A 16,599-nucleotide genomic window follows, 5' to 3' on the forward strand; every position below is an offset into this window, starting at 1 on the left:
TAATGGTTAGTTGTTAATGTTGGTTTTAGTTGTTTTTATAATGGTTGTGATTAACTTTATAATTTCAACAGCCTTATTATTTAGACTCATAAATTCTTCACTTGTAAGATAATTTGTAGCTTTTAATAGCTCTAACCAATATATCGTTTCATTAATTTCTTTTTGAGCAATAGCCATTTTATGGATAAAGTCTTTTTTTGTTTCTGCGTGTTCTGCCTCACGCAGCATTGCGCCTACACTTGTACCAGAACGTAATAATTGTTTTGATAAAACAAACTCCTTTTTCTGTTCGCATAAATATTGATAAAGCTTTACGATACGCACCGCAAACTCAAAACTCTTATCCTTTACAATATTCTTCTTCATTCTTTAATTATTAGTAGTCAACCATTAACCATTTATCATTAACCATTTATCATTAACCATTTATCATTAACCATCAACCATTAACCATTTATCATCAACCATTAACCATTAACCATTTATCATTAACCATTTATCATCAATCATTTATCATCAACCATTAACCATTTATCATTAATCATTAACCATTTATCATTAACCATTTATCATCAACCATTTATCATTAACCATTTATCATCAACCATTTATCATCAACCATTAATCATCAACCATTAACCATTTATCATTAACCATTAATCATCAACCATCAACCATTTATCATTAACCATCAACCATTAACCATTTATCATCAACCATTAACCATTAACCATTAATCATTAACCATTTATCATCAACCATTTATCATTAACCATCAACCATTAACCATTTATCATCAACCATTAACCATCAACCATTAACCATTTATCATCAACCATTAACCATCAACCATTAACCATTTATCATCAACCATCAACCATTAACCATTAACCATTAATCATTAACCATTTATCATCAACCATTAACCATTTATCATTAACCATTAATCATTAACCATTTATCATTAACCATTAACCATTAAAACTTAACCATTACCAAACGCTAACAATTGATTGCGATAATACTCATATTGCTTTTGCCGTAACGCTATTTCTTTAGGTAACCCCTCGCTGATAGAAGTGGTAATTATATCGAACTTATCCAGAATAGATACGATGCGTTCTTGTTCTTTCGGTGAAGGAATGGGTATTAAATAATCCATTATCTTCGTTTTATTACCACGAGGCATTTTAGCTCCTTTTGAGTACTTCATATTGAATGCAAAGAAATTATCATCTGCTAAAACTTGATATAGAAATTTTGGACTTATATTTTCGTTAATTAGTCTAATAGTTAAAACGTCTCCATTAGTTCCGCCTATGCTATCAGACAACCAAATTTTCTTTAAATACGGTCTTATATTTCCAATTAGTATATCATTAATTTGAAATCGTGTAGAATTTCCTTTAGTAGGTACTCTGGTCGAAATTGTCTTACCTAACTTATCTTGTAATAGATTGTCGACACCTACGTAATTATTCTCATCTAACTCTTCAAAACCGATACGATCTTTAGAATATTCTCCAATTTCTCCCAAAGTCTTCCACTCAACCTCATTTTCATCAAAACTCAACAACTGTTCCCGATAGTAGCTAAACTGCTGTTTACGGGCGGTAAGCTCTGCGGTAAGCTCTGCGGTAAGCTCTGCGGTAAGCTCGGTAAACGTATCGAGAATGTCAACTATCTTTTGTTGAATTTCTAAAGATTTTTTTGGGTTTTCCGGGCAAGGGATGGGGATTTTATACTCTTTAAGTTTCTTAACACCTATAATACCGAGACTACCATTCTTATTAGCGTTTTCTTTACACCAATTACTGAATTTAAAGAAATAATGAAACATAAATTTGATACTCAAAATTTCTTTATAGGCATCTTTTAGACTAAAACTGGTAATTTGTTGATTAGTTAAAAATGGAGTTAAAACTAAAGCGTGCTCACCTATTGTTGCAGTAGTAGACATAAATAGAGAGTTTGCAGGAATTAGGTCACCTTTAACTGCTGATTTCGTGACTTGTTGAAACGCAGTATTTAAAATTCTCCCATTTTGTCTAATATCCTCTAAACGGAACCACGGTATATCCCCATTTTGCCAAAATTCCTTTTTCTTTTTTGAAGGTGTATATCCATTTTTCACATTAAATATTTCATCAACTGTTTTCCATTCCACTTCAACCCCATCTAATAAATTCTCTAAAAATGGGAGATTATCTTGGCTATTAGTATTTGCTTCTGCATTATCCATTTTTAATTTTTCTTTATCCATTAGGCTTGCGGCTTTCTTTTTTGGCTTTCTTTTCTAAGGCAGCAAGGGTGTTTAAATAGTCTTTTTCTACGGTACTTAGTGTTTTGGCTTTGTACTTTTTGTATTCTTGGCTTGCTTTTTCTTTAGCTTTTTCTGAAGATATTTTACCGGCATCGCCCAGCACTTTACGGCCTGTAGTGGCTAAGATATTGTCTAGTTCTTGTACATAATCTGCCATACGCATTTCTTTTTCTTCAATCGCATTTAATTCGGCTAAATCAAAATAAGCGGCTACCAGATTATTGAGTACTTTAAGTTCTTTTTCGGCTAAAAAATTTTTGGCGACCATGGCTTCTGCCTGGGTGGGTTGTTCTCCCTTAAAATTGGTGAGGCCAGCAAAAGGTTTATTACTGTCTACTCTTAAAAAAATAACTTCACTAGCCGTATTGCCGTGGGCGGCATAGTGTAGTTTGTTTTGTACAATTTTAAAGAAGGTAGTGCTTTCTTGGCTTTTGGGGTTGTAGTCTGTAGCGGTAGCATATAAATCTAATACTTGCCTATACATTACTTTTTCGCTAGAACGTATATCGCGTATGCGGTTTAATAACTCTTTCCAGTAATTGCCACCGCCAAGGTTTTTAAGGCGGTCATCATCTATGGTAAAACCTTTTACGATATATTCTTTTAAGCGTTGGGTTGCCCAGATACGAAATTGTGTTGCAATTTTAGAATTAATTCTATACCCTAAAGCTATAATCATATCTAGGTTATAATAGTCTAGATGCCTAGTAACCTCCCGATTACCTTCTGTTTGAACTGTTCGGATTTTCCGAACAGTTGCTTCTGGCATTAGTTCTTCATCGGTATAAATATTCTTTATATGCTCACTTACTGTAGACTTTGAAGTTTGATAGAGTTCTACCAATTGCTTCTGGGTTAACCAAACATCTTCATCTTCTAGATGAACGGATAGTTGAGCAAGACCATCATCACTTTTGTAAATTATAAGGTTACTATTTATTTTACTCATCCTTCAATTTCTTTTACGATGGCATCAATTTCTGACCTTAGCTTATCTATTTTTTTTACGGTTTGTTCAACTTCTTTATTGAGTACCTTAATATCTATTTTCTCTCGGGTATCTTTTGGTGCTACATAAGAACTGACCGATAGGTTATAGTCGTTGTCTGCTATTTTCTTATTATCGATAGTCGTCGCTACGTGAGCTACTTCCTTCTTATTATCAAACATCTCAATAATGGTATCAATATGCTTATCGAGCAACACATTATTATTGGTTTCTTTTTTAAAGAAGTCTTCCCCACTTACGTCTATAAATTGGGTTTTCGTATCGGTTTTACTTTTTGAAAGCACCAAAATATTTACGGCTATAGAAGTCCCAAAAAACAAATTAGGCGCTAAAGAAATAACGGTTTCTACAAAGTTGTTTTCTACCAAATATTTTCTAATTTTTTGCTCGGCACCGCCACGGTAAAAAATACCCGGAAAACAAACTAAAGCCGCTCTACCTTTACTTGATAAATAACTTAAGGCGTGTAGTACAAAAGCAAAATCTGCCTTCGATTTAGGTGCTAACACACCAGCGGGCGCAAAACGATCGTCGTTAATCATGGTAGGATCATCGTTACCAATCCATTTTACCGAATAGGGCGGATTGGAAACAATGGCTTCAAAAGGTTTTTCATCTCCCAATTCAGGAGTTATCAGCGTATCACCGTGTACCAAATGAAACTTGTCGTAATTGATGTTATGCAAAAACATATTCATCCGCGCCAGGTTATAGGTGGTATAGTTAATTTCTTGGCCGTAAAAACCTTCTTGTATGATATGATTTTTAAAATAAGGTTTCGCTTGCAATAATAATGAACCCGAACCCGCCGCAGGATCATAGATTTTATTAACCGTCTCTTGTTTATGTAATGCTAATTTTGCAATAAGATGCGAAACATTGGGAGGCGTAAAAAACTCTCCACCAGATTTCCCTGCATTGGCCGCATAATTGGAGATTAAAAATTCATAGGCATCTCCGAAGAAATCGATTTTATTGTCTTCAAAACTACCAAATTTTAAACCGGCCACTCCTTTTAAAACTTTTGCTAAACGGCTGTTTTTACTTTCTACCGTGCTTCCCAGTCGGCTACTGGTAGTGTCAAAATCTGCAAATAAGCCCTTAATATCTTCCTCAGAAGGGAAACCGTTGGCAGAACTTTCAATAGCAGAAAAAATGGCGGCTAAATCTGTATTTAAGTTTTCGTTAGAGTTAGCATTCTTTACGATATTTTTAAAAAGCTGGCTTGGGTAAATAAAATAGCCTTTGGTTTTTATCGCATCTTCTTTAATTTCTGGGGTAATTACCTCATCTGATAAACTGGCATAATCTATACTTTCATCACCACCCTCAATGTAAATGGTGAAATTTTCACTAATAAAACGATAGAAAAGACTTCCTAAAACAAAATGCTTAAAATCCCAACCATCTACTGAACCTCGAACGTCATTGGCTATTTTCCAAATTTGGCTCTGTAATTCGGCTCTTTGTGCTGTACTTGTCATTTATTAAATTTAGATGTTTTATTCCCTATAGTGGAATATTTTTTCAACAAAACTTAGTTTTCAACGCTACAAAGTTTTTTTTAATTGAAGAGGTTAAAAATATAAATCTTTTTTGACAAGTTAATAAGTATTAAAGCTTATCCCTAGGAAGTTTTATAACCTACTTAAAGCAAGCCTTTAACCAACGTTAGTTTTTGTTTGTAGAAGAAAAAAGGTATTAGGTTAGAAAATAGATGATAAACAAAGTATAGAAGCAAAAGAAGCTTAAGTTTCTTTTGCATCCTAAAAAAAATCCGCAGTCTAATTAAAGACTACGGATTCCAACTTACGTGGGGTAAAAAGTTTTTAGTTGAGAAGTGATAAAATTTTATGGTAAATTTCGTTATTTTCATACACTCCGGTAAATTTTTGAGCTTGGGGTCCGTATGCAAAAACCGGCACCATGGTAGCGGTATGATCATGGGTGGTAAAGTCACCTTCTATCATGTGATTTTCTAGATTTCCTTGCGGAACGCTAAATCCTGAAGTTTCATGATCTGCGGTAATAACCACCAAAGTTCCGGGGTGAGTATCTGCAAATTGCAAAGCTCTTGAAATTGCTTTATCAAAATCTATACCTTCGCTGACTATCCCACCTACTTCATTAAAATGTCCAAATTTATCGATCTGGGCACCTTCAATCATCACAAAGAAAGGTTGTTTTTGTTTTTCTAAAAACTTAAGACTATGCTCAACAACTTTTGGAAATTGCTCACCACGACCTTTTAATACAGAAGGCACCCCAGCATTCGCCATAAAATAACCTACACGTGCTGCTGTTGATGAAGAAATAGCTTCTGGAGTTTCGACCAACTGAAAAGGCATTTCTACTTCAAAATATTTTTTCCCTCCTCCAGCAAAAAGCGTAAGTTCACTCTCATATAAGTCTGAAGCTATGGCTTGCGTCATGCCACGATCTTTTTGGTGTGCATAAAAAGAACTAGGTGTTGCTCCTGTAATTTCATCGGTAGTGATCACTGCGGTATTAAAATTTCTTTGTTGTAAAACTTCACAAATACTTGAGATTTTATTGCCTGAAACATCAACCCCAATGGCACGGTTATAAGTTTTTTCACCTGTAGCCAAAGCAGTTCCCGCAGCAGCAGAATCGGTTGTAAAATCGTCTGCAGAAGAAGTTTTAATTAATCCCACGTGTTTTAGTTGTGTTAGACTAAGCTCGCCTCCATTAGCTAAAGTTGAAGCAGAAATTTGAGAAAGCCCATTACCATCTCCTATTAACAAAATAATATTTTTCACTGCTGTTTCTTCTCCATCAGTGGCATAAGTAGGCTGGTATACTTTTGAAAATATTTCATTTTTATAGATACGTTTGGGCAGAGTTTCTATATAGTTTACACAGGTAAAAGGTTGGTCTGTATTAATTACTTCTACACCTAAATCTACAAACGCTTTCCAAGCACTTTTAGAATCTGGAGTTCCCCAAAAGCGAAAAGGTTTTCCATAAGCCTGAGCTTTTTTAATCACTTGTGTTACCTGTTGCAGGTCTTGTTCTGTAAATCTACCTTTCCCATTCCAGTTAGCATAGTTGGGGTAAGGAAGACTAATCATGGCAACACGTTCCCATTGAGCAGAGGTTAGTGGCGCTAACGATTGATAATCAAATTGAATAAAATTAGGGTAGTTATGAAATTGTTTTGGTGAAGGTTGATTTCCTGAAATGATAATTTTAATAGTATTCTCTGCCAACAACGCTTTATAATTGGCTAAAACCTTTACTAACTCTTTTAGTGTTTGATGCGCATCGGTTTTAACATCTATTAATAATTGAAGTGGCTCATTAGTTAGCATTTGTAATGATGCCGCCTCTTTTAAAGGTTGTAAGTAAAGACTTTCTAGTGTTCTAGTTTCTGAAATTTCATCTTCTCTGTGGGCTACACAAAGCTTTTTGTGTTTATAAAAAACATCAATTTCTATAGAACGAGCTCCTGCAGCATAAGCTTGCCAAAATGGAATTTGCTGTTCATAATCATTATGAGAATGAACTATTGGATATTGCTGTGCGTACAGACTACCAAAGCCTGTAATTAGGATCCAAAAACTTAGTATTAAATTTTTCATAGTATAAAATAGAGGTAGTAAAAGCTGCTATTTTAAGAATAGCAGCTTTACATGAAACAAACAATCAAATATTACCAACCTAGGTTTTGAGGTATTCCTGAGCTTTCAATCACTGTAGTTGGTAGTGGCCAAACGTGCATATAAGAACTATCGTAATTTCTTGCACTCCATACTTCTTGTATGCTATAATTAGAGTTAGGATCTGTACGATCTTCGTGTATTCTTCCGTGTAAGGGTTGAGCATATACTTCTTCGGCATCGCCCCAACGCACTAAATCAAAATGGCGGTTGGCAAATTCTCCTGCCAATTCTACACGACGTTCATGCTTTACATCTTCTAAAGTAGCTCCTGAAATTGCAGCTAAGCCTGCTCTATCGCGAACCGCATTTAAGGGTGCATCACCATTTTGTCCTTGCATGATTAAAGCTTCAGATTTCATCAATAATACTTCGGCATAACGTAAAAGTGGTATATTATAAACTGTAGATGGATCGTCACCATTGCTATTTACATAAGTTCCAATAGGGTTTTCATACCCAAACTCATACATGTATTTGTTAAACTGAAATCCAGATAAAGAATTTTCTGAGTAGTATCTTCTATCTTCTCCAAAATAAGAGAACTCGTCTCCATACGCTAAGATAGTTACTTCTTTACGGGCATCATTTGCTTCAAAAGCTTCATACAATTCTAAAGTGGGTTGGTAGTAACCCCAACCATTATATTTACTCCATCCTTTATTTTCTAACATCACACCAGATAATATACTACCCCCATTTACACCAGAGTTGACCGACCAAATGTATTCGCTCGTCCAATTGTTTAAATGACTGTGCAATAATCTAAAATCTTCTGCTGGTTGATCGGTATCAATTAAAGCTCTTCCTGAACCTGAATTGGTCACTTTATCACTAAATTTAACCACATTTTCATATTGACTAGCATCATATTGTGCCCAGTATAAATACGTTTTCGCGATATAAGCGTAAGCAGCATCTTTATGCGCATGCCCATAATCTGCTCCAGACATTTCTGTAAATAGCGGTAATAATTCTGCTGCAGCTTCTAGGTCTTGCACAATTTGATCGTAATTTTCTACTACACTTGAGGGACGCTCATAAGTTCCTGCCGAAGCATCCATATTATCTACAGTAACAATAGGAATCCCCCCGTTTTGACCATCATCACCATAGGTATGGGCTAACCAGAAATAGAAAAAACCACGCATAAAATAAGCTTCTCCCATTGCTTGATTTTTTAAATCTTCACTAATATTCATTGCTGGAATATTTTTTAAAATATCATTCGCTCTACGAATTACTTTAAAAGCCCTAGGGTACATATTACCGGTATACCCTTCATCGCCAGTACATACAAAGTTTTTCACATTATCGGCATCGGCTTTAATACGCCCCGTAATCATATCGTCGGAGGCATTGATGTACCAAAAGAAGCCACGCCCAAACATTTCTGAAGTTTTCATTTCTTCATACATACCATTAACCGCAAGATTTACATCATCTGCTGTTTTCCAGAAATTTCCGTAAGAAACGCTTCCTTTAGAGTTTACATCTGTAAAATCATCTGAGCACGAAGTAAACATTAACGCTGCTATAGAAAAAAGCGCAATGCTTTTAAGTTTGATATAGTTTATCATAATTTTCTTTTTATGTATTTGATATTAAAATGACAAGGATAATCCAAGAACATATTTAGAAGACAATGGGTATCTACCTATATCTAAGCCATTATTGCCTACCTCAGGATCCATCCCTTCATAATCGGTAATTGTGAGTACGTTATCTGCAGATGCGTAAATACGCAAAGAAGAACCTTTAAAAATATGATTCATCGTAGTAGTGGGTAGTGTATAGCCTAGGGTGATGTTTTTAACTCGTAAATAAGAAGCATTTTCTAGGTACCAACTAGAGGTAGTCCCAAAATTACCGTTAGCATCACTTGTAGATAATCTAGGAATCGTAGCTCCTGTATTTTGTGGACTCCAAGCATTTAACACACGATTATCTAAATTATACCCCTGTAAGGAAGCATTGTAAGTAGAATATTTATAAGCATTAAAAGCTTTAGCTCCCGATACTCCTTGAAATAAAGCACTTAAATCCCAATTTTTAAAATTCAAATTCATCCCAAAACTATAGGTAAAATCTGGCAAATAACTTCCTGAGAATTTACGGTCACCACTATCTATTTTACCATCGCCATTGGTATCTTCAAATCTAAAATCTCCTGGTTGCGCATTGGGTTGAATTAATGCTCCATTACTATTAGTGTAGGCATTAATTTCTTCTTGAGATTGAAATATTCCCGTTTGAGGTACCAAAAAGTAAGAATATAAATTCTCTCCTACGGCAGATCTTAACGGTCTTAACACACCTCTTACATCATCGCTATGTTGGATAAAATCTATTCCTGCATCATTATAACCATCTAAGTTGACTAACTCATTATCAATATGACTCATGTTACCAAAGATGTTATAACTAAAATCTTTAACTTTACCTGCATAAGAAAGCGCTAATTCCCATCCAGTATTTTTTACTTCTCCTCCATTTACATCGGGGGCTTCAAAACCTTGATGAGCATCGGCTAAACCAGGTATAATCATTCCCTTGGTTGTTTTTGAGAAATAATCTGCCGTGATCGTTAGTTTATTCTTAAATAAACTGGCATCTAAGCCTAGATCAAAAGATTCTGAAGTTTCCCATTTTAAATTTGGATTGGATTGTCTATTTACATACAAACCATTGGCATCATTCGTTCCTCCTTCTCCCATTACCGCTAAACTATTTTCTAGAGGCACATCAAAAGAGTAATAACCTACCGTATTAATATTACCTATTTCTCCCCACGAGGCTCTTAATTTTAAATCGTCTAAAGGATTAATGTTTTCAATTACGGGTAAGTTAGATAAACGTACCGCTCCAGAAACCGACGGGAAATAATCTGCACGATTAGCTGGCGTAAGCCTAGAAGTTTCGTCACGACGAATACTTGCCGACAAATAATAAGTATGATCATAATTATACATGGCTCTACCTATAGCAGAAGTTAATACATCTTCATACACATCGGTTTGTGCAGGCTGTAAAGAAGTGGCATTTCCCATATATTGGTTAAAGGCGCCTTCACTAGCAAAACCTCTTCCCTCTTGGTAGTAATATTCATAATCGGTATGCTGAGAAGAATAAATAGCTGTTAAGGCTAGATTGTGCTTTCCAAAAGATTTTTTATAGTTTAATTGATTGTCCCAGATCCAACGATTTTGGTCACTATAACTTTGGTATAAATAATTTTGAGCATCTGATCTTCCTATTTCTGGCACTCTAGGCTTAAATTGCTTATTTTTCTTATTGGTTAAAGCATACGAATAATTCGTTTTAAATTTTAATCCTTCAATAATCTCATAATCCAAATAAACATTTGCATTTAGATAAGTTACGGGATTGTTGGTGGTTGGTCTTTTTAATAAAGCTACTGGATTATAAACATCTCCATAAGCGCCACCAAAATCTGATAATTCCTGCGGAACCACACCTTGATAACTTCCGTCTTCATTGTACACCGAAGCTGCAGCCGGCATATAAATCGCATTGATAATAGCTCCTGAATAACCATTAGACGTATTAGTGCCTACGGCTTCACTTTTAGAAAAATAAACATTTTCTCCTATCGTAATTTTATCATTAAAATCATAATCCGATTTTACGCGAAATGAGTAACGATCTTTACTGGTGCCTACTAATACACCATCTACTTTATTATAACCAAAAGAAGTTAAATAACTTGCATTTTCTGAAGCTCCACTAACACTAGCATTTACATTATATAAGGCTGCATCTCTAAAGATTTCATCCATCCAATTGGTTCTAGTAACCGCTCCCCATGGGTTTTGTGCTGGATCATGAGCTGATAATGGAGAAGCACCTGAATTATTTGCAGCGGTGTTATATACAAAATTGTTTTCTTCAGCATTTAGTGGTGTTGGTAAATTGTTTGCCGATTGAATCCCTGTATAGGTATCAATACTTACACGCATTTTACCTTTTTCTCCTTTTTTTGTTTCAATTACAATTACTCCTGAAGCAGCTTGCGCCCCATAAATCGCTGCCGATGCAGCATCTTTTAAGACACTAACAGATGCTATATCGTTAGGGTTAATTGGCGGCCCATAGTAAGGTACACCATCTACCACAGTTAAAGGAGTTTGACCATTTAAAGTTCCTAAACCTCTAATTGTGATGCCCGCAGAAGAAGCAGGGTCTCCTCCATCTTGGGTAACGGTAACTCCTGGTAAGTTTCCTTGTAAAAAATCAGAAAAATTAGAAACGGGTCTACTTTTAATATTCTCTATATTTTTAACACTCGCTACTGCAGAAGTTAAATCTCTTTTTTCTGAAGAGCCATAGCCTATTAATACAATTTCATTTAAGGCACTTACCTCTTCTACTAATGAGACGGTAAGTTCAGTATTCCCTTGGTAGCTTACTTGTTGAGTTGCAAACCCCATATAGCTTACACGAAGTGCTCCTGAATTTTGATTAAGGTTTAATTCAAAATTACCATCAAAGTCGGTTAACGTTCCCTTTGCTTCTTGCCCGTTAGGTACAATAGTTACTCCTGGGATTGGCAAACCATCTGATTTAGATACAACGGTACCGTTGACGATGGTTTGAGCCATCACTCCTGACATTCCTAGTACAAAAGTCAGCATACATAAATAAATCTGTTTCATCGAAATAAAATGTTTAACGTTCGTTGCTAAACTAGATTGAACTGCAAATTATCAGTAGGATTATGGTTTCAAAAAGGTGAAGTTTAGATGCAAAAAACACCACTTTAACGACCTAATACGTATCTTTTTGTTGCAATAACATTCCCATAACAATGCAGTATTCTCACGTTAACATAAGGATTAGTGATTTTGTTTTAACTGAAAGTTTTTTGGACTAGAACCATAGTGCTTTTTAAACATTCTCGAGAAGTATTTTGGATCTTTAAAACCGCATTCAAAACTAATTTCAGAGACATTAAGGTTGCCTTCTCCTAGTAATTTTTCTGCATTCTGCAAGCGTAAACCAATAATCACCTCTGACGGAGATTGATGAAGTACTTCTTTAAACACACGGTAACATTTGGTGCGTGAAATTTCTAGTTCGCTAATAAGCCTATCAACATTAAATTCAGCATTACCAATTTCTTCACGAATAAGCGCTAACGCTTGCTTTACTAATTTTTGGTGAGGGTTTAAGTTTAAAGCTTCAGTTTTAGCGGTAGGCAATAATTTATCTAAAAAGCCCGTATGATGCGTTTTTTGATATTGCTGAATAAGATGATTCATTTTCTTTTGTAGAAAACTTTTATCGATAGGAAGATAAATTACCGTTTTTAAACCATAATCTAAGGCTTGTTCTTCGAGTGCTAAATCTATTTGCTCAGCAATATAAGCACTTGGAAGAATTTTAAAAGCAGGTTGAGAAATTACCTCTACAAACGCCGACGTTAATTGTGCATTGTAAACAACCAAGGCTTTCACATTAATTTGCTGTAATGCTGAGGGGAGCGCATTCACTTCATGTTCAAAGATGATAGGCTCTGCCATACCTTCTAACAAGTGATGTACCAATTGTACTTCTTCTTCTTCACAATATACTAAAATTGAAGGTTGAAGTTTGGCGGCATCATCTTCTAGGTGCTTTAACAAGACAATGCCCGATCTTGAAGCTACTTTAGTAACATTTAATATTGGGAGGTGTATGCGCAGTTTAAATTCGTTAGTATTTTTCACCAACTCCCCCCCTAAGTCGTTGATTAATACTTTTACAGCTTTGTAATACGGACTATAATTAATAATATTTTCCCACTGCTCATTTAATAAAGAAGAAGAACTAGAAAGCTCAATCAACATTTCATTTTCTGTTAACGAAGTATGCAGTATTAAAGAAGCCTCTTGCTCTACATATTTTATTACTTCATGAATTAAATATTGAAACAAAAGTTTTACGCGTAATACATCTAATGAAATTAAATCTGAAACAGTTAAAATTTGATACTTCAATGTAAAATCAAATGAAAATGAAAAAGATTGAAGTTGTCTATAAATAGTTTGAATTAGTTTTTTAAAATGAATTTCTGACGGCACGAGCGTTCCTAATTCTGCTATTTGATCTAAATAATCCCATTCAGAAATTTTTCTAATAAGCTGTGTTAATTCTTGCTCTAATTGTTTGCTTTCAGGAGATTTTTTTAAGCTGTGTGTAATGGCTACTAAATTTGCTAATTTGGGCTTAAAGCTATTAAGCACAAACGTTTTAAATTTATCTACCTCAAAATCGCGATCTTTAAGTTGATGGTGCAGCTCTAAAACCTGTTGTTGTTGAGCGTTCAATTCTTTATGGCGTTCTTCTAGGTGTTGATTTGCTTGTAACAATTCTAATTTCTGCGTTTCAATCATTCTAGTACGCGCTTCAATTTTTGCTTCCATAATTTTATGAAGTCGCTTCGCTAACCAGTTTTTTCGGAGTATAATCATCACCCCTATTAATAAAATAGCTCCGAAAATTAATAGATAAAAAGGGCTGGTTTGGTAAAATGGAGTTTCAATTTCGAGAATTATATGCTTTTTAGATTTGCTGCCTTTTGTATTCATTTTAGTCAGCAAGCTATACCGTCCTGGTTCTAAATTTTTATAGGTTATTCTTTTATTTTGGTATAACTTCCAATCTTTATCTACTCCTTCTAGCTGGTAATAAATTTTTGGAGCTACTCCTGAAAATTGAATAGGAATAGCGCTAAATGTAAATGTATTCTCTTGATAAGCTTTGGTTAATACGTTGGGGTATAACTCTTTTCCGTCTATGTTGATCTGTAATTTAGGAGTTTTAACTGCATAATGATAAGCATTAGGCTGTAAGTAACTCAACCCGCTTATGCCGCCAAAAAAAAGCATTCCCTTTTCATCTTGATAAACGGCACCTTCAGAAAACTCTTCTGCTTGCCAGCCTTGATCTTTGGGTAGTTGTGCAACTTCATAGCCCTTTTTTTGTATGGTTGCAATACCTTTTGTGGTACTCAACCAAACCTTATTTTTGTTTTCTAACAAGCCATAAACCATATGACTAGGCAAGCCAGATTCTTCGGTAATGTTTTTAATTACCCCATGCGGAAAATCATAAATACTTACTCCTCCTAACGTAGCTATCCAATAATAACCTGTATGCTGATCGTGATAAAGTTTATAAATACTATTTCCTGTAATCCCATCTTTGGTCGTTAATCGCTTAATAACACCTTGAGCTTCGGTAAAAAAGATCACCCCCTGATTTTCGGTGGCCATCACCAAAGTATCTTGATGTTTAATTACATGCCGAACGTGAAATGGTGCTAAGTCTTTTTGGTGTGGGAAAGCTTCAAAAGTATCGGTATTTAAATTCAACTTTGCTAAACCTCCCCAACAAGCAATCCACAACTTTTGCTGCTCATCTTCTTGAAAAGCATAATTTCTATTATTCGGAAAATCTGCATGCGTTTCTGCTTTAAACAATTGATAGCCTTTTGGAGTAATTTTAACCAATCCAGCATAGGTTCCTACCCATAAATGACCATTACTATCGGTATAAAAACTTCGAATACGGTACCAATCTGGATTTGCTTTAGCCTCTTGAATTTGATACGCTAAATAACACTTGGTTTTTTCGCTATAATGATAGATACCTTTGGTATAATAGCCTAACCAAATATTACTTTGATTGTCTTTAGTAATCGCTCGAATACTCTCATTGGGTAAATGCGGAAATTTAGTGGGATGCGGAAATATAGTCGTAATTTGTTCTGAACCAGCATACGCCATACTTATCCCACCATCTTTATGGGCTAACCAAATATTTCCAAAATCATCTTGATAAATTTTTTCAATTTCATTGCTGTTAAATGAATAGGGGGAATAGGTATCGTGCGTATAATGCTCAATTAATTCATTCTTTACATTTTGAGGCGTGTTCGGGATAATATAAAGTCCGTTTCTTTTAGTGGCATACCATATATTTCCTTTACTGTCTTTTAGAATATCATTAATTTGAAGATCAGGATGATTTTGTAATAAAAAGTTTTTAAGCACTCCTAAACGATCTGAATTTTTAATATTCTCTTTTGAAATTTCTTTAAACTGATTATGAGAAAAAACACGATAACCATTAGGCATTTTTACCGCTATTTCACCAGTATGCGTTAGGGCTAAGCTAAGCGGTTGCTTTTGAAAATGAAACTGCTGAAATACTCCATCTCCTATGTAACGAGAGACACTTTTATTATCGGTAAGAATCCAAATATTTTGATGTATATCTCTATTTAAGTCTTTAATCACATTGCCAGAAATACCAGTATTGTCTTGCAAATCGTACTTAAAAACTGTGATGTTTTGCCCATCATACCTGTTCAAACCATCCCAAGTTCCTATCCATAAACGCCCCTGTTTATCACTACTCATGTTTTTTACAGAGTTGTTAGAAAGTCCTTCTTTTGTCGTAAAAGATTTAAATTTTAAGTGTTGTGCAAAAGCAACACTTCCAATAAGAAAGCAAAGAAGGTAAGAAATATGAAGTGATGGGGATTTAATCATGTCGCGAAATTAAAACCCCCCGAATATTAAACGTTAATTTAGTATTACCTTTTTAGATCGATAGGTTATGATTGAGTAAGGATATTAATAAGAAGAAAGACTTTTAATATTTTATTCTCCATGTGGGGTTGAAAGCAAAAAAGGTTGAGTTTAAAAAATTAAACTCAACCTTTTTTATATGGAATAAACTTTTGTTTAAGCCTGTTCTTCGCTCACTAACGAATCTTCCTGCGCTAAGGCCTCGTCTTCGTCGTTCGCAAAAGGAACTGAATTCTTTAAACGCATAAATTCTTCTGCCCGTGCTGTATCTTCTTCTTCTCCTGTAAAATAAGGAAATACATCCATAATGGGCGATTCCGCTACCGCAGGAATACTATATTCACTCATCGTATCTTTCATCACGTGCTCGGTATTTTCAAAAGCTTCTTTTACATCATTGGCTTGCACTAAAAGGTATTGATTGGTTTTGCGCTCTTTCCCACTCTCTTCATCAAAGGCAATGAGTGAAATTTTAGACTTAAACCAACGGTCTGCATTTTCAAAGGGATGAATTTCTGCATAATTTGCCACCTTAATATTGGTAATCAAAATTTCTTCTCCATCACTAAGGTAAACCGACATTTCTTCTGTAATTCGCTTTTCAGCTTCAGTGTAAGAAATGGCATCGACCAAAAAAGGTTCTGTTTTTACTTTTCGGGTTCCGGAAGCTTCATCCGTTTTTCTATATTTCACTTTACATTCATACCAAGTTGCGCTCATAATTATCTGTCTTTAGATCGCAAAAATAAAATTTAAGCACTTGGAATCAAGCTATCGCTACAGATAGATATTCACAATTTAACGCCAAGTTCGATAGTTCATTTATGCTAAGCAGTTTAACTGAAGATTATTCTGATTTTTCAGTTAGCTCTTCTTGGGTTAATTCAAGATTAACTATTCTATAAAATATCTTCCTTAATTTACAAAGTCTTTTTTTATTAACTTAAATACAAAAAAGGAACAACTACGCTACTAATTTTTCAAAAAAAG

The 16,599-nt window shown here is 34.8% G+C and carries 9 protein-coding genes; all 9 read right to left on the reverse strand.

The genetic code is table 11. From position 1 onward, the window contains the following. Positions 1-6: 6 nt before the first annotated feature. Positions 7-366: a four helix bundle protein gene (locus KW502_RS09770; RefSeq protein WP_219040373.1), complete on the reverse strand. Its 360-nt coding sequence runs from the start codon at positions 364-366 to the stop codon at positions 7-9. Positions 367-985: 619 nt separating this feature from the next. Continuing rightward, entirely contained in the window at positions 986-2,263 is a 1,278-nt protein-coding gene (locus KW502_RS09775; protein ID WP_255554198.1) for a restriction endonuclease subunit S, read from the reverse strand. Then, positions 2,256-3,272 carry a virulence RhuM family protein gene (locus KW502_RS09780; RefSeq protein WP_219040374.1) on the reverse strand — a complete coding sequence of 339 codons (1,017 nt, stop codon included), beginning with the start codon at positions 3,270-3,272 and terminating at the stop codon, positions 2,256-2,258. The genes KW502_RS09775 and KW502_RS09780 overlap by 8 nt, the downstream gene beginning before the upstream one ends. Next, complete coding sequence (locus KW502_RS09785; protein WP_219040375.1) at positions 3,269-4,816, reverse strand: type I restriction-modification system subunit M; 1,548 nt, start codon at positions 4,814-4,816, stop codon at positions 3,269-3,271. The genes KW502_RS09780 and KW502_RS09785 overlap by 4 nt, the downstream gene beginning before the upstream one ends. A 345-nt stretch (positions 4,817-5,161) precedes the next feature. Continuing rightward, the gene (locus KW502_RS09790) at positions 5,162-6,934 is read right to left on the reverse strand and encodes an alkaline phosphatase (RefSeq protein WP_219040376.1); all 1,773 of its coding nucleotides are present in this window, start codon (positions 6,932-6,934) and stop codon (positions 5,162-5,164) included. 71 nt (positions 6,935-7,005) lie between these two features. Continuing rightward, positions 7,006-8,592 carry a RagB/SusD family nutrient uptake outer membrane protein gene (locus KW502_RS09795; protein ID WP_219040377.1) on the reverse strand — a complete coding sequence of 529 codons (1,587 nt, stop codon included), beginning with the start codon at positions 8,590-8,592 and terminating at the stop codon, positions 7,006-7,008. A gap of 24 nt (positions 8,593-8,616) precedes the next feature. After that, positions 8,617-11,688 (reverse strand): SusC/RagA family TonB-linked outer membrane protein, encoded by a 3,072-nt coding sequence (locus KW502_RS09800; RefSeq protein WP_219040378.1) that lies wholly within the window; start codon positions 11,686-11,688, stop codon positions 8,617-8,619. A gap of 180 nt (positions 11,689-11,868) precedes the next feature. After that, a complete protein-coding gene (locus tag KW502_RS09805) occupies positions 11,869-15,570 on the reverse strand; it encodes a two-component regulator propeller domain-containing protein (RefSeq protein ID WP_219040379.1) in 3,702 nt (1,233 codons plus the stop codon). 195 nt (positions 15,571-15,765) lie between these two features. Further along, positions 15,766-16,329 carry a DUF4494 domain-containing protein gene (locus KW502_RS09810; RefSeq protein WP_219040380.1) on the reverse strand — a complete coding sequence of 188 codons (564 nt, stop codon included), beginning with the start codon at positions 16,327-16,329 and terminating at the stop codon, positions 15,766-15,768. Between the last annotated feature and the right edge of the window lie 270 nt (positions 16,330-16,599).

Source organism: Mesonia aestuariivivens (genome assembly GCF_019311235.1).
Taxonomy (GTDB): domain Bacteria; phylum Bacteroidota; class Bacteroidia; order Flavobacteriales; family Flavobacteriaceae; genus Mesonia; species Mesonia aestuariivivens.